This is a genomic window from Pseudoduganella sp. UC29_106 (assembly GCF_044055365.1).
Classification (GTDB): domain Bacteria; phylum Pseudomonadota; class Gammaproteobacteria; order Burkholderiales; family Burkholderiaceae_D; genus Rugamonas.
This window is the reverse complement of record NZ_CP171977.1, coordinates 6,771,465-6,796,664: the sequence shown is the minus strand read 5'-3', so window position 1 is coordinate 6,796,664 and position 25,200 is coordinate 6,771,465. Positions and strand designations below refer to the sequence as shown.

Genomic DNA, 25,200 nt, shown 5'->3' with positions numbered 1-25,200 from the left:
CTCCGTTACTCCGTTGTCGGGGATTGCGCCGCCGCCGGGGCCGGGGCCGGCGCAAATCTGGCGCGCAGCAGGCCGGGCAGGGCATGGCGATTCCGGACCAGGCGATGCAGCGGCATCAGCCCGGGCCAGCGGTAAAGGTTGACATGGTACATGGTCCGGATTTCCTCGGTCCAGCGCGTATGCCATTCCATGACCTTGCCGTAGAACTCCAGCCGTTCGAAGCGCTGTTCCCCGAACAGCTGCTGCACGCATTCCTCGCGCATCAGCAGGGTTGGCGACAGGCTGGAGGGCACCGACTCGTCATAGGTGGTTTTCAGCACGATCACGCAGCCATTGCCTTCGATGCACAGGTCGGTCGCCACCAGCTGCTCATTGAACCAGTAGCGGTAGACGCAGGCCGCGCCGCGCCGCGCGAAGGCTTCCAGCATCTGCGTGTAGAAGCGGCCCTGCTCATTGTCCGGATGCACGGCGGTGCCGCGGCCGGCCTTCCAGCCCGCGCTCTCCAGCCGGCCATAGTCGGCCACGGCCTGCGCCATCTGTTCCGGCGCGCGGAACGCTTCCAGGCGCGGCACGATGCCATCCTTCTGCAGCTTGGAACGCTGCTTCTTCAGGTTGCTGCGCAGGTTCTTGCCGCGCGCATTCCAGTAATCCTCGAAAGTGCCGGCCAGCGACACGCGCGCCGTGCGGATATAGTCGGCCGTGTTCAGCTGCCCGCTTTCCGCGGGGCGCGCTTCGAGCTGCGGATCGCGCTGGGTCAGGCCCAGCATCAGCGGCAGGCCGGGCAGGGCGCGCAGCAGGCCACCCAGCAGCGGCTGCAGCTCCACGTTCGGCGCGTGCATCCACATGCTGACAGGCGCCTGCGAAGGCTGGAAGGTGCTCCAGGCGCCGCGCCCGCCGGGCGCAACGATGCCCATCGCCAGCAGGCGGCCGTTTTGTTCATGGATGGCCAGCTTCTCCTCGCCCGTGCCGAAAGCGTCGAGCAGGGCTTGCACGAAGTCCGGCTCCAGCAGCGGCGAGCGCGTGGTGGCGGCGTTGCAGTCCCGCCACAGGTCGGTGTGGCGGGCGAATTCCGTCGCAGGCAGCACGCGCCAGCTCATGAGGACTTCGCTTTCTGTGCCAGCACCACGCTGCGCACTTTATCGATCATCCAGGCCATCTCGCGTTCGCGCATTTCCTGGTGGCAGGGCAGCTGCAGCACACGGCGCGACAGGTCCACGCTGTTGGCGCATACGCTCGCGTCCACGCCCGGCCACAGGAATTCGCCGAAACGGATCACGGGCGCGCCATCCATTTTCAGCACGCGGAAGATCGCTTCCGGCTCGTCCGCCACCATGGGGAAGACCCAGGGATAGACATTGTCCGGCAGCTCCGCATGCAGCGGATGGATGCCCGGCAGGTCGGCCAGGGCCTGCTGCAGGCGCAGGTAATTGCGGCGGCGCAGGGCGCCCATGCGGTTGCGCGACACCACGCGCAGCATCATGCGCGAGAAGCGGGAGGAGCGCTTGTCCAGCCAGCGCGGATCGAAACCGAAGCCGCCATCCGAGGAGCCGGGCGCCAGCGGCTGGGCGTCGGGCTGGCGGCGCGCCTTGATCTGGCTCCACAGCAGCGATTTCAGCTTCATCGGCACATAGGTCAGCGCGCGCAGCAGGCGCAGGCGGTCGTGGGCAAAGCCGTCTTCCAGCGTATTGATCATGGCCTTCGCTTCGAAGGCGAGGCCGGCCGAATGCTGCTCCACCTTGTCCAGCGGACGGCGTGCCGACACCAGCAGTCCGCCTTCGTACAGCGGGAAGAACTTCATGCTGCTGGCAATCGCGTAATCGCCCCAGGAGCCCAGCGGCCGGCCCTTGTGCTCGCCCAGGAAGGAGTGCGCGCAGTCTTCCAGCAGCAGCAGGCCGCGGCTGTCGCAGAAGGCGCGCAGCGCGCCCAGGTCTTGCGGGAAGCCAAAGTAATTGGTGGCCATCAGCAGCTTGCAGCGCTCATCCAGCTTGGCCGCCACATCGTCCAGGTTGATGGCGGTGTTGGCGTGGACGCGGAAGAAAACGGGCGTGGCGCCGGCCCAGATCACCGGCTCGACCATCGACGAGCAGTGGTAGGAGGGCACCAGCACCTTGTCGCCGGGGCCGATGCCGGCGTCGCGCAGCGCCAGGGCGATGGCGACGCGGCCGCTGGTCGTGTAGCGGCGCGGGCCGGCATCCAGGATCGAGGGGACAGCGCCGTGCAAACCTCGCAGGAAGGAGGCCATCGAGAGCGGCGGGTTGATCGGCAGGCGCGAGCGCGGATAATCCGGCACATTCGGCACAAAACTGCCGAGGGCCCGGGCCTGGTCGGCTGCTTCCCCGGATTTAACATCTGAAATGCTGAAATTCCCCATGGACACTCGCTGGAAGGCGTAGTTTCAAGATTGGCATGTTCGAAAGTATAACCCGCGCGCAGCCCGGCGGATCGATTGAGTTAATAAAACCACAATCCGTTGCTAGGTGCTTACACTTGTTGTTGTTTTTTATACGAAAATTGTGAAATGCTAAGGCTTTGGGCCCCAAAAAAGGGGAATGATGTCGATTATAAAATGTTAATATCCGAACCGGGGGGCTTGCCGCTCCGCATTAAATAACGCAGGATTTGAAAGATGAGCGACCTGATCCACGACTTGCTGCTGCGCTCGGCCCAGCGGACCCCTGGCGCGGAAGCGCTGGTCTATGGCCAGCGCCGGCTGAACTATGGTGAACTGGCCGGCCTGGTGCGGCAGACGGCGTCCGCCCTGCTGGCCTCCGGCCTCGAGCGGGGCGAGCGCGTCGCGGTCTACCTCGAGAAGAATATCGAAAATGTCGCGGCCATGTTCGGCGCGGCGGCGGCCGGCGGCGCCTTCGTGCCCGTCAATCCGCTGCTGAAGCCGGAGCAGGTCGCCTACATCCTGGCCGACTGCAATGTGCGCGTGCTGGTGACGTCGATCGACCGCCTGCGCCTGCTGCAGGATGCGCTGTCGCACTGCCGCGACCTGCGCCTGGTGGTGGCTACCGGCAATGGCGAGCTGCCGCTCCTGCACGGCGTGGAAATGCTGGCCTGGGACGAGTTCCAGGCCACGGCGGAGGCCAGCTTGCGCGCCCATCGCGCCATCGATACCGATATGGCGGCCATCCTGTATACCTCGGGCAGTACGGGCAAGCCGAAGGGCGTGGTGCTGTCCCACCGCAATATGGTGGCGGGCGCGGTCAGCGTGTCGAGCTACCTGGAAAACACGCCGGCGGACCGCCTGCTGGCCGTGCTGCCGCTCAGCTTTGACTATGGCCTGTCGCAGCTGACGACGGCCTTCCATGTGGGCGCCACCGCCGTGCTGATCAACCACCTGCTGGCGCGCGACGTGCTGAACGCCGTGGTCGCCGAAAAGATCACGGGACTGGCCGCCGTGCCGCCGCTATGGATACAGCTGGCGCCCCTGCCGTGGCCGGAAGACTGCACGCTGCGCTACCTGACCAATTCCGGCGGCGCCATGCAGCGCCCCACGCTGGAGGCGCTGCGCAAGGCGCTGCCGAAAGCCAGGCCTTTCCTCATGTACGGCCTGACCGAAGCTTTCCGTTCCACCTTCCTGCCGCCGGACGAGCTGGAACGCCGTCCCGATTCGATGGGCAAGGCCATCCCCAACGCGGAAGTGATGGTGCTGCGCCCCGACGGCAGCGAATGCGCGCCGGGCGAACCGGGCGAACTGGTGCACCGCGGCGCCCTGGTGTCGCTGGGCTACTGGAACGACCCGGCCAAGACGGCCGAGCGCTTCAAGCCCATCGCGGCCCTGCACTATGGCTTGCCGATCACGGAACTGGCCGTGTGGTCGGGCGACACGGTGCGCAAGGATGAGGAAGGCTTCCTCTACTTCATCAGCCGCAACGATGAAATGATCAAGACCTCCGGCTACCGCGTGTCGCCCACCGAAGTGGAAGAAGTCGTGTATGCGCGCGAACATGTGGCCGAAGCGGCCGCCATTGGCGTCAAGCACCCGGCGCTGGGCCAGGCCATCGTGGTGATTGTGCTGCCGCGCGAGGGCGTGGCGATGACCGCCTCCGACTTGCTGGCCGCCTGCAAGCCGCACCTGCCGGCCTATATGCTGCCGCAAAAGATCGTGATCGCCGACGCGGCCCTGCCGCGCAACCCGAACGGCAAGATCGACCGCAAGCTGCTGTCCACGCAGTACGAGAACGTGTTCGCGGAGGGTGCATGAGCGTCCAGCGCCCGCAACACGCCGCGCTGACCCAGTTCGAAGTGCGCGCTGACAGCCTGCACATCGGCGGCATCCCGCTCGCCCGCCTGGCGCAGCGCGTGGGGCAGACCCCGTTCTACGTCTATGAGCGCAAGGCGATGACCGAACGCGTGGCCCTGCTGCGCCGCCACCTGCCGCCGGACGTGCACCTGCATTACGCCATGAAGGCCAACCCGATGCCGGCCGTGGTGCAGCATATGGCCGGCCTGGTCGACGGCATCGACGTCGCCTCCGGCGGCGAGCTGCGCGTGGCCCTCGATACCACGATGGACCCGTCGCGCATCAGCTTTGCGGGCCCGGGCAAGAGCGATGCGGAATTGTCCTGCGCGATCGCGGCCGGCATCGTGCTGAACCTGGAATCGGAAGGCGAGATGGAGCGCGCCGCCGTGATTGGCCAGCGCCTCGGCATCCAGCCCAGGGTGGCGGTGCGCGTGAATCCGGACTTTGAATTGAAATCCTCCGGCATGAAGATGGGCGGCGGCCCCAAGCAGTTCGGCGTGGACGCCGAGCGCGTGCCCGACATGCTGCGCCGGATCGGCGAGCTGGAGCTGGACTTCGAGGGCTTCCACATCTTCAGCGGTTCGCAGAACCTGAAGGCGGCCGCGATCCAGGAAGCGCACGAAAAGACTTTCGCGCTGGCGCTGCGCCTGGCCGAAGCGGCACCCCGTGCGCCGCGCCTGCTGAATATCGGCGGCGGCTTCGGCGTCCCGTATTTCCCCGGCGAAGAACGTCTCGACCTGGAAGCGGTGGGCGCCAACCTGGCGCGCCTGCTGGACGAGCTGCGCCCGCGCCTGCAGGGCGCACAAGTGGTGATCGAGCTGGGACGCTACCTGGTCGGCGAAGCGGGCGCCTATGTGTGCCGCGTGGTCGACCGCAAGCTGTCGCGCGGCCAGGTCTTCCTGGTGACGGACGGCGGCCTGCACCATCACCTGTCCGCCTCCGGCAACTTCGGCCAGGTGATCCGCAAAAATTATCCGGTCGTGGTCGGCACGAAAGTGGCGCAGGGTCCGCGCGAACAGGCTTCCGTGGTTGGCCCCCTGTGCACGCCGCTGGACCTGCTGGCTGACCAGATGGAACTGGGCCAGGCGGACGTGGGTGACTTGGTGGTTGTGCTGCAGTCCGGCGCCTATGGCGTGACGGCCAGTCCGGCCGCGTTCCTCAGCCACCCTGCTGCCGTCGAAGTTCTCGTCTGAACCGGAGGTTGCCCATGTCAGCCAAAGTTACCATCGTTATTCCGTATTTCCAGCGGAAGCCGGGCATCCTGTCCAAGGCTGTGCGTTCCGTGCTGGCGCAGGAAGGCGGCGTGGACTGGCAGCTGATCATTGTTGACGATGCATCGCCGGTGCCGGCGCGTACCGAGCTGGAGCAGCTCCTGCCGGGCAACGAGGCGCGCATCCGCATCGTCGAGCAGCCCAACGGCGGCCCCGCCGCGGCGCGCAACAAGGGGCTGGATAATGTCCCGCCCGGCACCGAATATGTGGCCTTCATCGATTCAGACGATGAATGGTTCCCGCAGCACCTGATGCGTGCGGTAGCCGCGCTGGACGAAGGCTATGACTTTTATTTCGCCGACCTCTACCAGCTGGACCAGACCGTCAGCGGCTTCCGCCGCGCCGGCCGCATCACGCCCGAGCAGCACCGCAGCCTGCAGGCCGGCGAGGGCTTGCACGCCTATGAAGGCGATATGTTCGACCAGATCCTGAGCGGCAACATCATCGGCACCTCGACCGTGGCCTACCGTTTTGCGAAATTCCCGGAGCAGCGCTTCCGGCAGGAATTTGTCTACGCGGGCGAGGATTACCTGTTCTGGCTCGAGCTGTCGCGCCGCACGCAGCGCTTTGCCTTCTCGGAATGGGTGGAATGCACCTATGGGCCCGGCGTCAATGTGTTTGCCGGCTCGGGCTGGGGCACGGAGAACGCACTGATCCGCGCGCACTATGAAATCAAGTACAAGAAGACGCTGCCGCGGCTGTTCGAACTGAATGCCGCGCAGATGGAAGCCAATCGTGCGTCGGTATGGACGCTGCGCCGCAGCTTCATTGCCGAGCTGCTGCACCGTGCCGCGCACCGGCGTTCGCTGAAGTGGAATGTACTGAAGAAGCAGCTGCGCACCGATCCGCAGACCTTCATGTACGCCATGCCGCTGGCCCTGATGATTGTTTTGAAGCGCGGAATGAGGAAAGCAAGATGAGTGGTCTGTGTGGATGGATGGGGTTTGGCGGCGACCAGCGCAGCCTGATCGAGGCAATGGCCGCACCGCTGGCCAGGTTCGACGGCAGCGCGGTGCAGGTCCTGCACGGCTCGCGCAGCGCAGCGGCGGTGGCGGCGGCGGCCGGCGGCGCCCAGCTGCACCAGCGCGACGGCCTGCTGGTGGCGGTCTGGGGCCATCCCGGCATCAATGATGCGGTGCTGGCCGAGCGCGCCCAGTCGCAAGGCCTGGCCAGTACGCTGGCCGCCGTCTGGCTGCAGGGCCAGCCGGAGCGCCTGTGCCAGCTGCTGAGCGGCGCCTTCGGTCTGGCCATCCTCGATGAACGCAGCGGCGAAGCGCTGCTGGCAGCCGACCGCATGGGCATCCAGCCGCTGAGCTGGCAGCTGGCCGGCGAGACGCTGGTCTTCGCCAGCTCGGCCGATGCGCTGCTGCGCCATCCGCTGACGCCGCCCATGCTCGACCACCAGGGCTTGTACAACTACGTCTACTTCCACATGGTGCCGTCGCCCGGTACCGTGTACAAAGGCCAGCAGCGCCTGATGCCGGGCGAATACCTGCATTACCGCCAGGGCCGCGTGGAGATCAAATCCTACTGGCGCATGCAGTTCCAGGAAGAGGGCAAGCGCTCCTTCGCCGAGCTGAAGGAAGACTTTCTCGGCCACCTGCGCAGCAGCGTAAAGGAAGCGATGGGCGATGCCAAAGTGGGCGCCTTCCTGTCCGGCGGCACGGATTCTTCGACCATTGCGGGCATGCTGACCCAGATCGGTGGCAAGCCGGCCGATACGTATTCGATCGGCTTCGAAGCCCAGGGTTATGACGAGATGGAATACGCGCGCACCGCCTCGCGCCATTTCGGCACCGCCCACCACGAATATTATGTGACGCCGGACGATGTGGTGGCCGCCATTCCGCAGGTGGCCGCGGTGTTCGACCAGCCCTTCGGCAACGCTTCCGCCGTGCCGGCCTATTACTGCGCCCGCATGGCGCGTGCCGACGGCGTCACGCGCATGTTCGGCGGCGATGGCGGCGACGAACTGTTCGGCGGCAATGAACGCTACGCCAAGCAGCATGTGTTTGCCCTGTACGAGCGCGTGCCGCGCCTGTTCCGCGAGGTGCTGCTGGAGCCGGCCGTGTTCAATTTCCCGGGCGGCGAACGGGTGCGCCTGCTGCGCAAGGCGCGCAGCTATATCGAGCAGGCATCGATCGCCATGCCGGCGCGCCTGGAAACCTATAACCTGCTGGGCCGCTACGGCCCGCAGCAAGTGTTTACCGCCGACTTCCTGGCGGCTGCCGATATTGGCCAGCCGCTCGCCAGCCTGGACAAGACCTATGGCCGCAGCGAAGCGAAGTCGCTGATCAACCGCATGCTGGCGCTGGACCTGCAGATCACCCTGGCCGACAACGATTTGCCGAAGGTCATGAAAGCCTGCGAGCTGGCGGGCGTGGAAGCGGCCTTCCCCTTCCTGAACGATGCCATGGTGGCCTTCTCGGCCGGGCTGACGCCGCAGCAAAAGCTGAACGGCACCCAGCTGCGCTGGTTCTTCAAGGAAGCCCTGCGCGGCTTCCTGCCGGACGCCATCATCACCAAGCAGAAGCACGGCTTCGGCCTGCCCTTCGGCGTCTGGCTGCAGCGGCACAAGGCCTTGCAGGAACTGGCGGCGGACAGCCTGAACGACCTGAAGGCGCGCAAGGTGGTGCGCGGCGATTTCATCGAAAAGCTGGTCGGCGAACACCTCGCCGAGCATGCGGGCTATCACGGCACCATGGTGTGGGTGTTGATGATGCTGGAGCAGTGGTACCGCCAGCACGGTCAGGCGTCCGCCTGAAGCGGTACAACAGCAGATCTTGCATAACTCTTTTAATAGGGATCACCTATGGCTCATCGTTCCAAATCCCTGGCCCTGGCAGCAGTACTGGCTGTCAGCTCCGCAATGCTGCTGGGCGGCTGCAAATCCGAAACCCCTGAAAGCCTGATGGCCGAAGCCAAGGCCTTCCAGCAGAAAGGGGACAAGAAGGCGGCGCAGATCCAGCTCAAGAATCTGCTGGCGCAGACGCCCGACAATGCCGAGGCGCGCTTCCTGCTGGCGAAGCTGGCGTACGAACTGGGCAACCTGGCCGCGGCTGAAAAGGAAGTGCGCCGCGCCATCGAGCTGGAGTACAACCTGGAAGACTCGCGCATGCTGCTGGCGCAGGTGATGATGGGACAGGGCGAATTCCAGAAAGTGCTCGACGAAACGGAATTTTCCAAGCGCACGCCGGCGCTGCTGGCCCTGCGCGGCGAAGCGCTGCTGGCCCTGAAGCAGACCGGCAAGGCGCGCCAGGAATTCAATGACGCGCTGGCCGCCTCGCCGGACAGCGCCGCCGCCCTGACTGGGCTGGCGCGCCTGTCCGCCATCGACAAGGATTTCGATGCGGCGCGCGACTTCGCCGACCAGGCCATCGCCAAGGATGCCACCAGCGTAGCCGCCTGGACCTTCAAGGGCGAACTGCTGCGCAACCAGCGCAAGCCGGAAGAAGCGCGGGCCGCCTTCCAGGAAGTGATCAAGCTCGACCCGACCAACCGCAACGCCAACCTGGAATCGGCCTATCTGGACATCGTGGCCGGCAAGTATGAGCAGGCGCAGGCCGCCATCAATGCCGCCAACAAGGGCAGCCCGAAGAACTTTACCGTGCGCTATATGCAGGCCGTGCTCGATTTCAGCCGCGGCAACTACAAGACGGCGCACGAAAACCTGCAGGCGGTGCAGAAAGTCGCGCCCGATCATTTGCCGAGCGTCCTGCTGTTGGGCGCCACGGAATACCACCTGGGCAATTTGAAGCAAGCCCAGCTGTCGCTGCGCAAATACCTGGACAGCCAGCCGGAGAACCTGTACGCCCGCAAGCTGCTGGTGGGCACACTGCTGCGTACGGGAGAGCCGGCCGAAGCGATGGCGACCCTGGGTCCGGTATTGAAGGGCAAAGTCAGCGACGCCGCGCTGCTGGAGCTGGCGGCCGAAGCGTCGATGCAGATGCGCCAGCCGGACAAGGCAGCAGGCTACCTGGAAGAGGCGGTGGCGCAGGTGCCCGATCGCGCGGCGCTGCACATGGCACTGGGCAGTGCCCGCCTGGCCATGGGCGACCGCACCCATGCACTGAGCGAGCTGGAACGCGCGGTGGCGCTCGACAGCAAGTCGCTGCCGCCGATTGCGGCCCTGGTGCGCACCCAGCTCGAACTGGGCAATGCGGACCAGGCGCTGGCGACCCTGTCCAGGGTCGAGCAGCAATTCGCCAAGGTGCCGCAATTCCACCTGCTGCGCGGCCTGGCGCTGCTGGAGAAGAAGGATAATGCCGGCGCGCGCGCCAGTTACCTGAAAGCGGTGGAACTGGCGCCGACCAATTTTGCCGCCGTAGGCAGCCTGGCCCGCCTCGAAGTGCTGGAAAAGAAACCGGAGGCCGCCCGCCAGCACCTGCAGAACCTGCTGCAGAAGGATCCCAAGAGTGTCGAGGTGATGACGGCCCTGGCCCTGCTGGCCGACCAGTCGGGCCAGCGCGACGACGCCAAGCGCTGGCTGGAAAGTGCCGTCGCCGCCCAGCCGGACGCGATGGCCCCAGCGCTGCGCCTGGGCGCCTACTATCTGCGTACCAATGAGGCCGCCAAGACGGTGGAGCTGATGCGCAAGATGCAGGTCGAGAATGCGTCCAATACCGCCCTGCTGGACCTCCTTACCCGGGCCCTGGTGCTGACCGGCGATACCAGCGGCGCGCTGGAAGCGGCCAGCAAGCTGGTCGGCCTGGCGCCGAAGTCGGCGCTGGCCCAGCTGCGCCTGGCCGGCGTGCACCTGGCGTTGAAAAACGAAAACGCCGCGTCGGAAGACCTGAAAAAGGCGGTGGCGCTGGCGCCGAATTATATTCCGACCTATCTGACGCAGATTGACCTGGCCTTGAACAAGGGCCAGGTCGACAAGGCGCTGGAGATCGCACGCGGCCTGCAGAAGAGCCATCCCAAGTCCTACGCCGGCTTCCTGGCCGAAGGCGACATCATGATGATGCAGAAAAAGCCGGCCCAGGCCGTGCCGCCGTATGAAAAATCGCTGGACGTGGTGAAGACGCCGCAAATGCTGATCAAGCTGACCACGGCGCTGCGCCTTGCCGGCAAGGCTGGGGAAGCGGACCAGCGCGTGGCCCAGTGGCGCAAGACCCAGCCGGATGATCCGCTGACCGGCATGTACGTGGCCGAGCAGAGCATTACGGCCAGGCAGTACAAGCAGGCGGCCGAGCAGCTGGAAGGCGTGCTGAAGAAGGCGCCGAACAATCCGGCCGCGTTGAACAACCTGGCTTGGGTCTATCAGCAGGAAAAGGATGCCCGCGCCATCCCGACGGCCGAGCAGGCCTACAAGCTGTCCGGCGACAATCCGCAGGTGATGGACACCCTGGGCTTCATCCTGATCGAGCAGGGCAAGCTGGAGCGTGGCCTGGGCTTGCTGCGCAAGGCGTCCGGCCTGGCGCCGCAGGCGGGCGACATCCGCTACCACCTGGCGGTCGGCCTGCACAAGGCGGGCGACAAGGCCGGCGCGCGCAAGGAACTGGAGACGGCCCTGTCCGGCGCCCAGTTCGCGCAAGCCGACGATGCCCGCAGCCTGTTGAAAGAACTGCAATAACCCGCCAGCCGGCCGTCGTGCCGGCTACCGCCCTGCTAGCGTTGCACTGCCCCAACGAGGGCGGTGCAGGCTTTTCACTCTGCAGCACACCTGCCGTAAGTTGTTCCAGTGTAAGAAAGCAGAAATTTTTGCAACTTTGGCACGGAGGCTATTGCCTGACGGGCGGAGCCATGCCAACATGTGGATGTTAGCAATTTTTCCACTTATCGGCCCGATTCGTGATATCGAAAACAAGTACTTGCCATATGAGTAAATTGGACGCTTGCAATTGGAAACAATTTCGTCCAGACACAAGACGTGCGCGCATTGCTGTAGCTACTTTAATGAACTATGATTTTTCTGATGAGTACGGCGCCCGCGCCGCAAACCGTGCTCATTGGTGCCTGCCCGCTGAAGCGAGGTCGGTTCCAAGAGGAGGATAAGCCATGAATGGAAACGCCCCCCCTGTGCTGGACGGCGAGCCGGAAGTTAAGGCTCAAACTGAACCAGAAAAACATGCGCGCGCCACCCTCGATGACCAGCTCCCGGAGAATATGGAGGATCTGGTCACCGACGAGAAATCATTTGGTATACGCATGATCGATACAGTCGAAGGCCGCAGCAAGGCCAGCCTACTGATTAACAAGATGTACGCCTGGCGTGGCTACGCCGGCACTCATAAGCTGACTGACGATCCTAACCGGATCACATTGACAGCGAGTAATCAAGGCGAGGTCGTCGGTACCCTGACTTTGGGGCTGGATTCCCCGATCGGCATTATGGCCGACGAAATATTCAAGGAGGAAGTCGATGCGTTCCGCGCCCAGGGCGCCCGCGTCTGCGAAATCACGAAGCTGGCCTTTGACAGTGGCGGCAGCAAGGAGCAGATGGCATCGCTTTTCCACCTGTCCCTTATCTATGCGCGTGACTTGCACAACTGCACGCACATCTTTATTGAGGTTAATCCCCGCCACCGCCGCTTCTACGAACGCATGTTAGGCTTCAAGCGCCTGGGCGATCTGAAGAGTAATCCGCGCGTCAATGCTCCAGCCTATCTGCTGGTGGTGGACCTGAAATGGGCCACCGAGCAGATCAAGAAATTCGGCGGCAAGGGCATGGCTGTGGCCAATACCGAGCGCTCGTTCTTTCCACTGTTTTACTCGCCGCGTGAAGAGCGCGGTATCATTAACCGTCTGAAAAATATCCAATAAAAAAGGAGCTTCATGGCGGCAGCCTTCTCATTTTCGTATGACCAGGCTTTCTCTAGAAATATCGGCTGGGTAACCCCGGCCGAACAGGCGCAGCTCAAAGGCAAGCGCGTCGCCATCGCTGGTGTCGGCGGGGTGGGCGGCGTTTACCTGCTGACGTTGGCGCGCCTGGGCATCACCCAGTTCCACATCGCCGACTTCGATTCCTTCGATATCGCCAACCTGAACCGCCAGGCGGCAGCCTTCATGTCCACCATGGGCTTGCCCAAGGCCGACGTGGCGGCGCGCATGGCCAGGGACATCAACCCCGAGATGCAGGTCAAGGTCTTCGGCAAGGGCGTGGACGCGTCCAATATGGCCGAATTCCTCGATGGCGTGGACATCTATGTCGATGGCCTGGACTTCTTTGCCTTCGCCGCGCGCCAGCAGATCTTCGCCATGTGCGCCACGCGCGGCATTCCCGCCACCACCGTGGCGCCGCTGGGCATGGGCGCCGCCTGCCTGAACTTCCTGCCGGGCGGCATGACGTTTGAAGAATACTTTGGCTGGGGCGACCGTCCCGAGCTGGAAAAGGCGCTGCGTTTCCTGGTCGGCCTGGCGCCGGCCGGCCTGCACCGCCGCTACCTGGTGTGGCCGGAGGCAGTCAATCTGCAGGAACGGCGCGGCCCGTCCACCATCATGGCTTGCCAGCTGTGCGCCGGCGTGGCCGGCACCCAGACGCTGAAGATCCTGCTGGGCCGGGGCGAAGTGATTACCGCGCCGCGCGGCTTCCAGTACGATGCCTACCGCGACAAGCTGGTGCATACCTGGCGCCCCGGCGGCTACCGCAATCCCCTGACTCAGCTGGCGCTGGCCATCGGCAAGCGCGTCTTCGCCAAAGCCTTGCTCAAGCAATGACCACCATCGACTCCATCCTTGACCTCGCACGCTGGGCGCCCAGCGGCGACAATGTCCAATCCTGGCAATTCGAAGTGGCCGGCCCCGACCATGTGGTCGTGCATGGCCGCGACACGCGCCACGATACCGTCTACGACCTGGACGGCCATCCCAGCCAGATCTCCTTTGGCGCGCTGCTGGAAACCATGGCGATCGCCGCCAGCGCCCACGGCCTGCGCGCCGACATCGCGCGCCGCGCCCTGCCGCCGGCGGAAGATGCGCGCCCCGTGTTCGACGTGCGTTTCGTGCCCGATGCCAGCGTGCAGCCTTCGCCACTGCTGGCCGCGATCAAGGTGCGCAGCGTGCAGCGCCGGCCGATGAAGGCCACGCCGCTGAGCGCGGCGCAGAAGCAGGCGCTGGCCGATGCGGTCGGCCCCGGCTACCGCTTGCGCTGGCTGGAATCGTTCGACGAGCGCCTGGCCGCGGCCCGACTGATGTATGACAATGCCCGGCTGCGCCTGACCATGCCGGAAGCTTATGAAGTGCACCGGCGCATCATCGACTGGGGCAAGACCCATAGCGAAGACAAGGTGCCTGACCAGGCGCTGGGCGTGGACAATGCCACGCTCAAACTGATGAAGTGGGCCATGGTCAGCTGGCAGCGCCTGTCGAAAATGAATGCGCTGATGGGCACCTGGGCGCCGCGCCTGCAGATGGACCTGGTGCCCGGCCTGGCCTGTTCGGCCCACGTGTCGATCGAGGCCGCGCAGGAACCGCAAAGCATCGACGATTACGTCGCCGCCGGCCGCGCCGTGCAGCGCTTCTGGCTGACGCTGACCGCCCAGGGCTATTTCCTGCAGCCGGAAATGACGCCGCTGATCTTCACCCGCTACGCCAGCAACAACACGGCCTTCACCGCCGTCGGCAAACTCCGCGAGGACGCGCGCGCACTGCGGCAGCGCACCCAGGCCCTGTTCTTCAAGGGCACCGGCTTCCCCGTCTTCATCGCGCGCGTGGGCGCCGGGCCGGCTCCTGCCGCGCGCTCGCTGCGCAAGCCGGTATCCCAGCTGATGTACCGTCCCTAAACGGCCGCTTCCGGCCGCTCTTCCTTCGTCTTGCGGGGCGACAGGAAAGCCTTGTGCAGCAGGTGGCGCGCCAGGCGCAGCGGCGGCATGCGCAGCCAGTTGCCGCGCACGTACAGGAGGAAGCGCGCCGCGCCTGTCAGCGGGCCGCGGCAGCTCATGTGGTCCGGCAGCAGCGCGCGCAGGAACAGCGCATCCATCAGCCAGCGCAGCGGCGCCGGCGGACCATCCGGCGCCACGGCAGCCAGCACCTGCTCCGGTACGGGCGTCCCCAGCACCGCTTGCGCATAGCGCAGCGCGTAGTACAGGAAGCGCTGCAATTCCAGTTCGCGCGCCCGCGCCGGCAGGCTATCCCAGAAGCCGGGCGTGGGACCGAAGTGGCGCAGCAGGCGGTCCAGGTCGTACAGATCGCGCAAGCCCTTGTCGAATTCGCCGTCGGCGAACAGGTGGGTGGCACTGTGCAGCACCATGTCCACGGGCGCCAGCTGCCGGAACTCGGGCGCCTGTTCGATCGGCTGTGCCGCCGCCAGCAGTTTGGCCGAGTCCGGGTGATGGGCGGCGGTGCGCGGCAACAGTGCGTGGTGCACATCGATCAGCGTATCGCGCAGCACATTCTGCAGCGGCGGCAGCTCGTGCATCCACTCGCGGTAGTAGCGCTGGTCGTAGGCGTCGTGGTGGGTCGCCGCCCAGCCATCCACCATCAGCGCCGACTCCACTTCCGGCAGGCGCGCTTCCGGCACCAGGATGTCGATATCGGAAAACAGCCGGCCGCGCGCGGGCGGCAGGCCGGCGGTCGCGTAGGCGCCGCCTTTCAGCAGCACGACGGGCAAGTCCAGCTGTTGCAGCGCCTTGCGGATCAGGCGCACTTCCCAGTACACGCCCTGGCTGTGGCGCGACGCCAGCACATGGGCCCACTCCAGCTGTTCGCGCGCCTGCGGCGCGGCGCGCTGCAGCATGCCGGCGTCCTGCAGCAGGTAGTACAGCGTGGCCATCAGGAAGGCCGGTTCGGCCTGGCGCAGCAGCAAGTCCCACTCGGCCGGCGAGAGACCGGCCGTCATCGCCGGCTCGCGCAGCGCCTGGATCAGCAGGGGAAACGGGCGGTTGGGCGTCATCCGTTGCGCGGCGTGAGGCGGGACATGATTTCCAGCGCCTCATCCAGATCGCTGTAGCGGAAACGGTAACCCTGCACCTGGTCGATCAGGCGGCCCAGTGCGTCGAAGCCGCGTTGCGCCAGGATGCTGTAGTTGAAGGAGTTGCCGGCCAGCTCGATGAACGTGGTGGCGGGCGCCATAGCGTCCAGCGTGGAGGCGGCGCCAGCCTCGTACTTGGGAAAGATGACCCAGGCCGGCAAAGCCGGCTCGAGGCTGCGCGCCACGCTGGCCGCCGGCGCGCGCATATGGGCCACCGTGCCCTTGACGGTGTCGCGCACGGCCGGGCTGAGCACGGCATCCGGCACATAGCGGCGGATCACCTCGATGGACTGGTTCTTCAGGCTGACCGGGCGCGGGTTCGGCACCACGCTCAGGTCGTCCAGGTCCAGCAGCGTCAGTTCATCGGACAGCAGGCGCCAGCCGCCGCGGCCCGCCAGGGCGGCCGTCAGCGTGCTCTTGCCGGAACCGGGCGGCGCCGGCAGGATCAGGGCGCGCCCATTCCTTTCCAGCACGGCCGCATGTACCAGCAGGTAGCGGTGGGCGCGGCTGGACACGCACCAGTTCAAGCCCCATTCGAACACCGGCAGCGCCTGCGGCAGAGGCAGCGGCTGGAACAGCTTGCGGCCGTCGTACAGCAATTCGATCTGGGGACGGAACCAGCGCCGCACCGACCAGGGGCGCGCGATCTGCAGGTGGAAATCGGCAAAGGCGTCGTCCGGCTCCAGCGCATAGTCGGGGTAGAGCAGGGCGATGCCTTCGGTAATGGCGGGGATGTCGGCCTGCAGGCGCGCGGTGAAGCGGCCAGTGCGCAGGCGGATGCCGTCGCCGGCCAGGCGGGCCGCCAGTTCGCTGCGGCTGAGGGAAGCGACCGTCAGCATGCTTCGACCAGTTCCAGCTGGGCCAGCTGCTCGAGCAAGGCGATGACGTCGGGGTCGGCCAGTTCGCCGGCCGTCACGCTGCCGTCGCGCAGGGCGGTCAGCAGTTCCAGGGCGCCGGCATCCAGCAGGTGGGTGGCGCCTGTCACATCGTTATAGATCACCGTCTCCTCGCCCCAGCTCCGGTGCAGCAGCATCTGGCCGGGCTGGAGACGCCACGGCAAAATCATGTGGCGTTGGGCATTGTGCGCTTGAGATAGTCGACGACCTTCGCGCAATCCCAGGGCGTGACGCCGGCCATGGGTTCATAGCAATTCTTGTCGCGCACCTCGCCCCACATCGTATTCAGCATGGGCACGGTCTGGAAGCTGGTTTTCAGCGACAGCACATTCAGCTTGGCGGCAATCAGGTATTTGGCGACTTCGTTGACATCAGGCGAAGCATTCGTTTTCGTCAGCAGGTCGATCAGCTTGGTCTGCGACAGCGTACCGCCGCAGGTATACATATCGCCGTACTTGGTGTTCTTGGTGAAGCCGCCCGGCCACGTCTTCGTGGTGGCGGCCCAGCCGAGGGGCTGCACGCCCTGGCAGGTCGAGCCTGCGCCGGGCTGGGTGCTCGCCGGTCCATGGGACAGCGAGCCGGAGGGCGAAGCGCAAATCACTTGCGCCATTGCCGGTGCGCTTTGCAGTGTAAGCAGTACGCCGGAAGCGGTCGCGCCGGCGCGCGCGAAGCGGCGGCGGGCAGCGCCTTTCGGCGACATCGGCGCCAGCCCTGCGGCGCTGTCTCCAGGCTGTTGTTGGTTGGCCACGTCGTTATCCCTTAGTCGAATTTGGAAAGCTTTGAGCTGTCCTGTTTCCTACTTGTGAAGCAAGTCCCGTTCCATTGGCGGCCCGGCTGCCGCCCAACCTTCAAAATCAAGGGCTTGGCGGCGACGGCCAAGCCCTGCCTGCCGATCCGGATCCTATCTTAGCCCGGGTTGTAAGAAAACCCGACACTACCGGTGGCAAAAGATCAGAAGAAGCTTTCCGGAATGATAAGAATGTCGCCTGGACGCATCGGAACATTGGCGGAAATGTCACCATCCTTGATCAGATCGTTCAGGCGTACGATAAACTGCTGCTGTTTGCCGTCCACATTGCGGATGATCGTAGCCTTGTTACCCGCTGCGAACTCAGTAACACCGCCGACGGCAATCAATACATCCATCAGCGACATATCGCGGCGGTATGACAGCGCCTGCGGCTTGGCGGCCTGGCCGATCACACGGATCTGCTCGCCATAAGTGCCGACGAAGCCGGTCACGATGACGGTGACTACTGGTTGCTGGATGTATTTCGACAGCGCTTTCTCGATATCGCGCGCCAGTTCGGTGGACGTCTTGCCGCTGGCCTGCAAGTCTTCGACCAGCGGCGTGGTGATCTTGCCGTCCCGGGCGTACCGGCACGGTCTGCGACACTTCCGGATTGCGCCACACATTAATGTTAATGCTGTCGCCCGGACCGATCAGATAGTCCGTGGTCGGTTCAGGTCCTGCAACGGGGGCCGGGCCCGAGCTGCCGCGCAGCATGGAGCAGCCGCCGAGAGCCAGCGCACCCAGCACGACGGCAGAGCCCGCCAGAATTCGGATCAGCTTGTTTTGCAGAGTTTTCACGACTTTCTCCTGTGTTTTGGGTCCCGGCTAGGGCAACTTTGGTGCTGCACGGAAATATTCATTAATTTTCTTTTTAGCATGCTTATTTTATACCATGAGTCTCCGCGGCAATCCGATTATTTTTTGGGCGGTTCCAGCTGTAACAGCTCGCGCACATGGCTGACCGGAATCGCATAACTGATGCCGCTGGGGGCGCTGATGGCGCTTTCCTTCAGGCCCTTGATCAGCGTCATATTGATGACGCCGACCACCTGGCCGTTGTCCGGGTTGTAGACCGGACTGCCGCTGTTGCCCGGGTAGGCGGTGCCGTCCAGCTGGTAAATCAGGAAGGGCGACCCGCGCTTGATCTGGGCGATGGCGCGCGCCTGCAGCTTGGCGGCGCCCACGGTGGGCAGCACGATGGGGGTGATGGCCGACAGCATGGCATGGTGGGTGACCGGGGTCAGGCCCAGCATCATGCCCAGCGGGAAGCCGGTAAAGGCCAGCAGGCGTCCCTCTTCCGGCGCGTCGCCGCTCAGCTGCAGGGCTGGCATCGGCGCGCCGCTCAGGCGCAGGTGCAGCAGGTCGTGCTGGCGGTCGATGCCTTCCACGGTGGCGGGACGGAACTGCAGGTTGTCGCCGCTGCCGGTGACGATGCCCAGGGTTTCCATGCTGTCCATATTGTCCGGCAGGGCGTGGGCATTGCTGATCACGCTGAGGCCGTCACCCACGACAAAGCCGGTGGCGGTAAACACGATGGCCGGGCTGCGCGTGCGCAACATGGTGCCGATGCCCACGACGGACGGCTTCACGGCCGCAATGGTGCGCGGCAACTCCGTGGCGTGACTTGCAAATGGCAAGGTGATGCAAGCAGCCAACAGCAAACGGCGAAAACTGTTCATGGAAGCAATCCTTGTGGGGTTTTCCGCACATTTATAGTGCTTGCCGGAAAACAAATTAAATTTCTAGGTGTCAGTACCCAACATTGGCGATAAATTTACTGCAACGTACAGGTATTTCTGCTGTATGATAGTGATTAGATGTAATTTAAGCAATATTAAAAGCAGCCGCGCCGGGCCTTTTCGGACCGGCTGCACAAAGGGGTGGTGAACGAGATGGCAGAATTGATGGCCTTGCTTTTGACCTTTCTGAAAGCAATCGGAAAGTATCGCTGGTACGCAGTGATCATTACTTGGGTAGTGGCGGTCATCGGATGGATTGTGGTGTACCAGCTGCCCAACGACTACCAGGCGTCTGCCCGCGTGTATGTCGATACGCAAAGCATCCTGAAGCCACTGATGTCCGGCATGACCACCATGCCGAACGTGGAGCAGCAAGTGATGTTCATGCGCCGCACCCTGATCAGCCGCCCCAACGTGGAACGCGTGTTGCGCATGGTGGACCTGGACATCAAGGCGCTCACCCCGAAGGAACACGAAAGCAGGTAGACGAATTGATGTCGCAGATCCGCATGAGCGGCACCGAGCGCGACGACATCTACACCATCGCCTACAACAATGCCAACCCCAAGCTCGGCAAGGACGTGGTGCAGTCGCTGCTGACCATCTTCGTGGAGGGCAGCTTCGGCGGCAAGAAGCAGGATTCCGAGAAGGCGGTGCAGTTCATCGACGACCAGATCAAGATGTACGAAGAGCGCCTGGCCGCCGGCGAGAATGCGCTGAAGGAATTCAAGATCCGCAATATCGGCATGCTGCCGCGCGGCGGCGCCGACTACAGCGGCACTTATGGCGACCTGGCCGACAAGCTCAACGCCGCCCAGCTGGAGCTGGCCGAAGCGGAACAGTCGCGCAACGCCATCAAGCGCCAGATTTCCGGCGAAGACATGGCCCCCATCGCCGGCAAGGCAGAGGCTCTGCCCGCCAATCCGGAAATCGACTCGCGTATTTCCACCATTGAAAAGCAGCTCGATGCGTTGCGCATGCAATACACCGAAGAGCATCCGGACATTGTCGCCTCCAAGCGCCTGATTGCCCAGCTGGAAGAGCGCAAGAAGGAAGAAGCCAAGAAGCAGGTGCGCAGCAGCGACCCGGGCGCTGGCTACAGCCCCATGCTGCAGCAGCTGAACGTGGCCCTGTCCGCCGAGGAAGCGCGGGTGGCTGCGCTGAAGACCCGCGTGGCCGAATACCAGTCGCGCCTGGGCCGCCTGCGCTCGATGAGCACGGCTGCGCCGGAAGTGGAAGCCCAGCTGTCGCAGCTGAACCGCGACTACCTGATCAACAAGGAAAACTATGAAAAGCTGGTGCAGCGCCGTGAATCGGCCAAGCTGTCCGGCGACCTGAGCTCGGCTACCGACATGATGAGCTTCCGCGTGGTCGATCCCCCCACCGCGCCGGTGACGCCGATCGGCCCCAACCGCGTGCGCCTGTACTCGCTGGTCTTCGGCGGCGCGCTGCTGGCCGGCCTGGGCTCGGCACTGCTGCTGAGCCAGATCCGTCCGACCTTCCTCAGCCAGAACAGCCTGCGCGAAGTGACCAATATGCCGATCCTGGGCAGCATCGGCATGAACTGGACCGAGCGCCAAAAGGTTGCGCGCAAGCGCCGCCTGTACGCCTTCGGCGTGGCGGTGGCCACCCTGTTTTACCGCCTATGGTGGCGTGTTGACCTTTACCCTGTTGCGCCAGGCCTGAGCGGCCAAAGGAGTCATCGTGAGCATTATCGAAAAAGCCGCCAGCCGCATTTCCCATACCAGCCCGGCCGACACGCCGGCGCCCGCCGATGCCGCCGTCGCCACCCTGCCGGAAGCGGACGTGGCTGCCGCCCCAGCCGCTGCTGCGGCGCCTGCGCCGGCCGCAGCGGCACCGGTTGTGGCCGAGGCTGCAACCGCTGCCGGCGCCACCGAGCAGCGCCGCAGCACGCGCACCGTGGAACTGGACCTGGCCCGCATGCACGATGCCGGCCTGGTCACCGCCGCCGGCGGCCGCACCAGCCTGATGGAAGACTTCCGCATCATCAAGCGCCCCCTGATCAAGCGTGCCTTTGCCCAGCGCAAGTCGTCGGAAAATCCAGGCAACCTGATCATGATCACCAGCTCGCTGCCGGGCGAAGGCAAGACCTTCTGCGCCGTCAACCTGGCGATGAGCATTGCCATGGAACTGGACCACACCGTGCTGCTGGTGGATGCCGACGTGGCGCGCCCGTCCGTGCTGCGCACCCTGGGCTTGCCGGCCCAGCTCGGCCTGATGGACATCCTGCTGGACGACAATCTGGACATGTCCGAGGTGATGCTGCGCACCAACGTGAATACCCTCAGCATCCTGCCGGCCGGCACGAGCAGCCCGCGCGCCACCGAATTGCTGGCATCCCATACGATGAAGGCGCTGGTGATGGAAATCGCCAACCGCTATCCGGACCGTATCGTCATCTTCGATTCGCCGCCGCTGCTGCTGACTTCCGAGTCGCACGTGCTGGCCAGCAATATGGGCCAGATCGTCATGGTGGTGGAAGCGGAAAGCACCACCCAGCATGCGGTCAAGGAAGCCCTGCGCCAGCTGGAAGGCTGCAGCAACGTCAACCTGGTATACAACAAGTCGCGCTCCTTCCCAGGTACGGAGTCGTATGACTATCACTATGGTTAAGGCAAGGCCGGCGATATCCCTGCTTGGACCCGCCCTCGCCGCCTTCCTGGCAACGCCCGTGGCGCGCGCAGAGTGGCGTTTCACCCCGACGGTGGACTTGCGCGAAACCTGGACCGACAACGTCAATCTTGCACCGCCGGGCCAGGAACACAGCCGCCTGGTCAGCACGCTGTCGCCCGGTTTCCAGCTCGCCAACGATACGCCGCGCCTGCAGTTCCGTGCCAACTATCAGCTGAGCCTGTATGACTACCGTGGCAGCCGCCCGGACAACACCCAGCGCCACACTAGCTACATGACGGCCGAGGCCCGGGCACGGCTGGTGGGGGAAATCCTGTTCCTGGACGCCAATGCCAGCGTGCAGCAGACGCCGACTTCCGCCTTCGGGCCCCAGTTGCCGGGCGGCGGCTATTCGTCCACCAACAGCAGCCAGATGCGCAGCTACCGCATCAGTCCTTATCTGCGCGAATCGTTCGGCAGTCTGGCGAGCGGTGAATTGCGCTATGTCCATGATTACGTCAGCAGCAGCGCTGCCGGCTTTGGACAGAGCACGGGCGATACCCTGAGCCTGCTGCTGTCCAGCGGCCCGACCTTCCGCAAGGTCGGCTGGACGATGACGGCCTCGCGCCAGGTGCTGCATGACAATATCGCTGACGACTCGACCACCGACGCGGCCAACCTGGGCTTGCGCTATCTGCTGTCCACTCAGCTGACCTTGAACCTGAGCGGCGGCTACGACCGCTTCGACTATCACAGCCAGGGTGGCAAGACGCAGGGTGCTTCCTACTCGGGCGGCTTCCGCTGGACTCCGTCCGGACGCACCTCGATCGAAGCCAATGTGGGCCACCGCTTCTACGGCCCCAGCTATTACCTGGCGGCGACGCACCGCAGCCGCGGCACGGTGTGGAATATCAGCTATGACGATGCGGTGACCAATACCCGCAACCAGTTTACCTTGCCCGCCACCATTAATACGGCAGGCTTGCTGAACCAGCTGTTCAGCGTCGCCATTCCCGACCCGATCCAGCGTGCCGCCTTCATTCAGGCCTATATCGCGGCCCGGGGCTTGCCGCTCGCGCTGCCGAACGCCATCAATTACCTGAGCAACCGCTACACCTTGCAGCGCCAGTTCCGCGCCTCGTCGGCCTTCCAGCTGGCGCACAGCACGGCCATGGTCACGGTGTTCCGCAGCAAACGGCGGGCGCTGTCCGAGACGCAGCAGGACAGCCAGCTGCTGGGCACCCAGCTTTTCAACCTGAACGACAATACCGACCAGAAAGGCTTGAATGCCTCTCTGAGTTATCAACTCGGCGCACGCTCGCAGGCTACCCTGTCGGCTGCGGCCTACAGGACAGAATCGCTGAGCACAGACCGTGTTGACAACAGTCGCCAGCTCAGCCTATACCTGACGCGCCAATTCAGCGCTAAGCTGTCTGGTATTGCTGAAGTACGCCGCACGCGTGGCACCAGCTTCAGTTTTGTCGGTGGCAAGTACACCGAAAATGCGCTGTCCGCCGGCCTGTCGATGAAATTTTAAGCGGAGCAATATGTCATGTATGAAAGTTATTATGGGCTGAGCGACAAGCCCTTCCGCCTCCGTCCCGACCCGCACTTCTTCTTCGGCAGCAAGGGACACAAGCGCGCCATGGCCTACCTGGAGTATGGCCTGTCGCAGGGTGAAGGCTTCATCGTCATCACCGGCGACGTCGGCGCGGGCAAGACCACGCTGGTGCGCAACCTCTTCAACCAGATCGCCAGCGAACGCATCGTAACCTGCCACCTGGTCAACACCCACCTCGATTCCGACGATGTCCTGCGCGGCGTAGTGGGCGGCTTCGGCCTGCCCTGCGAGGACACGGCCAGCAAGACCACGCTGCTGGCGCGCCTGGAAAACTTCCTGCGCTCCTGCGGCCAGGAAGGCAAGCGCGCACTGCTGGTGGTTGACGAGGCGCAAAACCTGACGCCCAAGGTGGTGGAAGAATTGCGCATGCTGTCCAATTTCCAGACTGACGACAAGTCGCTGCTGCAGACCTTCCTGCTTGGCCAGCCCGAATTCCGCGCCACGCTGCACAGCCCCGGCATGCAGCAGCTGCGCCAGCGCGTCATCGCGACCTACCACCTGGGCCCGATGGACAGCACGGAAAGCCAGGCCTATATCGAGCACCGCCTGCACACGGTGGGCTGGAAGAGCGATCCATCGATTTCGCCGGCGGCCCATGCCGCCATCTACGAATACACGGGCGGCATCCCGCGCAAGACCAACCACCTGATGGACCGCCTGCTGCTGATGGGCTTCCTGGAAGAGATGCACGAGTTTGCGGACGCCGATGTGGATACTGTGATCCGCGACATCCAGCAGGAATTCCAGCCGCCGCCAGCCGCCCCGGCGCCGGCCGCGCCTGCGCGCGACGAAAACATGATGTTCGAACCGGACACCATGTTCAGCAACCAGTACCCCGCCGTGCTGGACGAGCGCATGATGCGCCTTGAAAAATCCCTGGTCTCCGTGCTGTCGATCCTGAAAAAAGATCGTGCGCTCCCCGGCCACCAACCTGAACATCGACGGCAACGAATGAACACCTACCGCATCCTATGCGTGGTCGGCGCCCGCCCGAACTTCATGAAGATGGCGCCCATCATGGCCGCCTTCGGCAAGCTCGGTCCGCAGGTCCAGGCAAAACTGGTCCACACCGGCCAGCATTACGACGTGGCGATGAACCACCAGTATTTCGAGGCTCTGGGCATCCCAAGCCCGGACATCAACCTGGAAGTGGGCTCGGGCAGCCACGCCCAGCAGACTGCCGAAGTGATGAAGCGTTTCGAGCCGGCCATGGATGAAGTGCAGCCGGCGGCCGTGCTGGTGGTGGGCGACGTCAACTCCACCATCGCCTGCGCCCTGGTGGCCGCCAAGAAGGGCGTGCCCGTGATCCACGTGGAAGCGGGCCTGCGCAGCTTCGACCGCGCCATGCCGGAGGAAATCAACCGCCTGCTGACCGACCAATTGTCGGACCTGCTGTTTACCACCGAGGAAAGCGGCGAGGAAAACCTGCTGAAGGAAGGCATTGCGAAGGAACGCATCCACTTCGTCGGCAATGTGATGATCGATACCCTGCGCGCCAACCTGGAGAGCGCGATCCCGGTCGATGCGATTGCCGCCGATGCGGGCCGCGCCGGCTTCCTCGACGGCCGCAAGGATGGCTATGCCGTGTTGACCCTGCACCGCCCATCGAACGTGGACGACCCCGTGATCCTGCGCGGCCTGCTGGAAACGGCGGCGGCCATCAGCGCGCGCACGCCGGTGATCTTCCCCGTGCACCCGCGCACCAAGGCCACCATCGAGAAGTTCGGCCTGTCGCATTTGCTGGAGCGCCCGGACGTGCTGCTGTTGCCGCCCATGGGCTACCTGGAAATGCTGGGCCTGATGAAGGATGCGCGCGTGGTGCTGACCGATTCCGGCGGCATCCAGGAAGAGACCACCGCCCTGGGCACGCCCTGCATCACGCTGCGCAACAATACCGAGCGCCCGATCACCGTCGACGAAGGCACCAACACCATCGCCGGCAATGATCCGGCGCACATCCTGGCAGCCTACGAAGAGCTGATGTCCGGCGGCGGCAAGGCCGGCCGCGTGCCCCATTACTGGGATGGCCGCGCCGCCGAGCGCATCGCCGCCGTCGTGCTGGACTGGCTGAAGGGCAGGGGATAAGCACC

The 25,200-nt window shown here is 64.5% G+C and carries 19 protein-coding genes and 2 pseudogenes; 13 read left to right on the top strand and 8 right to left on the bottom strand.

Going from position 1 to position 25,200, the window contains the following annotated elements; genetic code table 11:
- Positions 1-5 precede the first annotated feature (5 nt).
- Positions 6-1,097, bottom strand: a complete 1,092-nt coding sequence (locus ACHMW6_RS33730) for a GNAT family N-acetyltransferase (protein ID WP_395403758.1) — start codon at positions 1,095-1,097, stop codon at positions 6-8.
- Positions 1,094-2,371, bottom strand: coding sequence for an aminotransferase class I/II-fold pyridoxal phosphate-dependent enzyme (locus ACHMW6_RS33725; RefSeq protein ID WP_395403756.1), 1,278 nt, complete (start codon positions 2,369-2,371; stop codon positions 1,094-1,096). Before ACHMW6_RS33725 ends, ACHMW6_RS33730 begins: the two co-directional genes overlap by 4 nt.
- A 255-nt stretch (positions 2,372-2,626) precedes the next feature.
- Here ACHMW6_RS33725 and ACHMW6_RS33720 point away from each other — a divergent pair, with 255 nt between their 5' ends.
- The 8 genes from ACHMW6_RS33720 to ACHMW6_RS33685 all read left to right on the top strand — a co-directional run bounded on the left by ACHMW6_RS33720 (position 2,627) and on the right by ACHMW6_RS33685 (position 14,243).
- On the top strand, positions 2,627-4,210 hold the full coding sequence (locus ACHMW6_RS33720) for an acyl-CoA ligase (AMP-forming), exosortase A system-associated (protein WP_395403754.1): 1,584 nt from the start codon (positions 2,627-2,629) through the stop codon (positions 4,208-4,210).
- Complete coding sequence (locus ACHMW6_RS33715; protein ID WP_395403752.1) at positions 4,207-5,442, top strand: pyridoxal-dependent decarboxylase, exosortase A system-associated; 1,236 nt, start codon at positions 4,207-4,209, stop codon at positions 5,440-5,442. Before ACHMW6_RS33720 ends, ACHMW6_RS33715 begins: the two co-directional genes overlap by 4 nt.
- 14 nt (positions 5,443-5,456) lie before the next feature.
- The gene (locus tag ACHMW6_RS33710) at positions 5,457-6,440 is read left to right on the top strand and encodes a glycosyltransferase family 2 protein (RefSeq protein WP_395403750.1); all 984 of its coding nucleotides are present in this window, start codon (positions 5,457-5,459) and stop codon (positions 6,438-6,440) included.
- Positions 6,437-8,284, top strand: a complete 1,848-nt coding sequence (locus tag ACHMW6_RS33705) for an asparagine synthetase B family protein (protein WP_395403748.1) — start codon at positions 6,437-6,439, stop codon at positions 8,282-8,284. Before ACHMW6_RS33710 ends, ACHMW6_RS33705 begins: the two co-directional genes overlap by 4 nt.
- Positions 8,285-8,332: 48 nt before the next feature.
- Complete coding sequence (prsT, locus tag ACHMW6_RS33700) at positions 8,333-11,095, top strand: XrtA/PEP-CTERM system TPR-repeat protein PrsT (RefSeq protein WP_395403746.1); 2,763 nt, start codon at positions 8,333-8,335, stop codon at positions 11,093-11,095.
- Positions 11,096-11,520: 425 nt separating this feature from the next.
- Positions 11,521-12,285, top strand: coding sequence for an N-acyl amino acid synthase FeeM domain-containing protein (locus tag ACHMW6_RS33695; protein ID WP_395403743.1), 765 nt, complete (start codon positions 11,521-11,523; stop codon positions 12,283-12,285).
- A gap of 12 nt (positions 12,286-12,297) precedes the next feature.
- Positions 12,298-13,179, top strand: coding sequence for a ThiF family adenylyltransferase (locus tag ACHMW6_RS33690; RefSeq protein ID WP_395403741.1), 882 nt, complete (start codon positions 12,298-12,300; stop codon positions 13,177-13,179).
- The gene (locus tag ACHMW6_RS33685) at positions 13,176-14,243 is read left to right on the top strand and encodes a molybdopterin biosynthesis protein MoeY (RefSeq protein WP_395403739.1); all 1,068 of its coding nucleotides are present in this window, start codon (positions 13,176-13,178) and stop codon (positions 14,241-14,243) included. Before ACHMW6_RS33690 ends, ACHMW6_RS33685 begins: the two co-directional genes overlap by 4 nt.
- Here the strand turns inward: ACHMW6_RS33685 and ACHMW6_RS33680 are convergent.
- The 6 genes and pseudogenes from ACHMW6_RS33680 to ACHMW6_RS33655 all read right to left on the bottom strand — a co-directional run bounded on the left by ACHMW6_RS33680 (position 14,240) and on the right by ACHMW6_RS33655 (position 18,798).
- Positions 14,240-15,352 carry a nucleotidyltransferase family protein gene (locus ACHMW6_RS33680; RefSeq protein ID WP_395403737.1) on the bottom strand — a complete coding sequence of 371 codons (1,113 nt, stop codon included), beginning with the start codon at positions 15,350-15,352 and terminating at the stop codon, positions 14,240-14,242. The two genes, ACHMW6_RS33685 and ACHMW6_RS33680, sit on opposite strands and share 4 nt — an antisense overlap.
- Positions 15,349-16,269 (bottom strand): HprK-related kinase A, encoded by a 921-nt coding sequence (locus tag ACHMW6_RS33675; RefSeq protein ID WP_395403735.1) that lies wholly within the window; start codon positions 16,267-16,269, stop codon positions 15,349-15,351. The genes ACHMW6_RS33680 and ACHMW6_RS33675 overlap by 4 nt, the downstream gene beginning before the upstream one ends.
- Positions 16,263-16,496 (bottom strand): hypothetical protein, encoded by a 234-nt coding sequence (locus ACHMW6_RS33670; RefSeq protein WP_395403733.1) that lies wholly within the window; start codon positions 16,494-16,496, stop codon positions 16,263-16,265. Before ACHMW6_RS33670 ends, ACHMW6_RS33675 begins: the two co-directional genes overlap by 7 nt.
- On the bottom strand, positions 16,493-17,074 hold the full coding sequence (locus ACHMW6_RS33665; protein WP_395403731.1) for a hypothetical protein: 582 nt from the start codon (positions 17,072-17,074) through the stop codon (positions 16,493-16,495). Before ACHMW6_RS33665 ends, ACHMW6_RS33670 begins: the two co-directional genes overlap by 4 nt.
- Before the next feature lie 203 nt (positions 17,075-17,277).
- Positions 17,278-17,833, bottom strand: a pseudogene (locus tag ACHMW6_RS33660) (XrtA/PEP-CTERM system exopolysaccharide export protein).
- 200 nt (positions 17,834-18,033) lie between these two features.
- Complete coding sequence (locus ACHMW6_RS33655) at positions 18,034-18,798, bottom strand: serine protease (RefSeq protein ID WP_395403729.1); 765 nt, start codon at positions 18,796-18,798, stop codon at positions 18,034-18,036.
- 213 nt (positions 18,799-19,011) lie between these two features.
- Here ACHMW6_RS33655 and ACHMW6_RS33650 point away from each other — a divergent pair, with 213 nt between their 5' ends.
- The 5 genes and pseudogenes from ACHMW6_RS33650 to ACHMW6_RS33630 all read left to right on the top strand — a co-directional run bounded on the left by ACHMW6_RS33650 (position 19,012) and on the right by ACHMW6_RS33630 (position 25,195).
- Complete coding sequence (locus ACHMW6_RS33650; protein WP_395403727.1) at positions 19,012-19,344, top strand: Wzz/FepE/Etk N-terminal domain-containing protein; 333 nt, start codon at positions 19,012-19,014, stop codon at positions 19,342-19,344.
- Between the two features lie 8 nt (positions 19,345-19,352).
- Positions 19,353-20,438 (top strand): annotated as a pseudogene (locus ACHMW6_RS33645) (XrtA system polysaccharide chain length determinant); the annotation flags it as partial.
- Positions 20,439-20,562: 124 nt separating this feature from the next.
- Positions 20,563-21,492, top strand: a complete 930-nt coding sequence (locus tag ACHMW6_RS33640) for an XrtA-associated tyrosine autokinase (protein WP_395403725.1) — start codon at positions 20,563-20,565, stop codon at positions 21,490-21,492.
- Positions 21,473-23,026: a TIGR03016 family PEP-CTERM system-associated outer membrane protein gene (locus tag ACHMW6_RS33635; RefSeq protein WP_395403723.1), complete on the top strand. Its 1,554-nt coding sequence runs from the start codon at positions 21,473-21,475 to the stop codon at positions 23,024-23,026. The genes ACHMW6_RS33640 and ACHMW6_RS33635 overlap by 20 nt, the downstream gene beginning before the upstream one ends.
- A 15-nt stretch (positions 23,027-23,041) precedes the next feature.
- Positions 23,042-25,195, top strand: coding sequence for an XrtA/PEP-CTERM system-associated ATPase (locus tag ACHMW6_RS33630; RefSeq protein ID WP_395403721.1), 2,154 nt, complete (start codon positions 23,042-23,044; stop codon positions 25,193-25,195).
- The last annotated feature ends 5 nt before the right edge of the window (positions 25,196-25,200 follow it).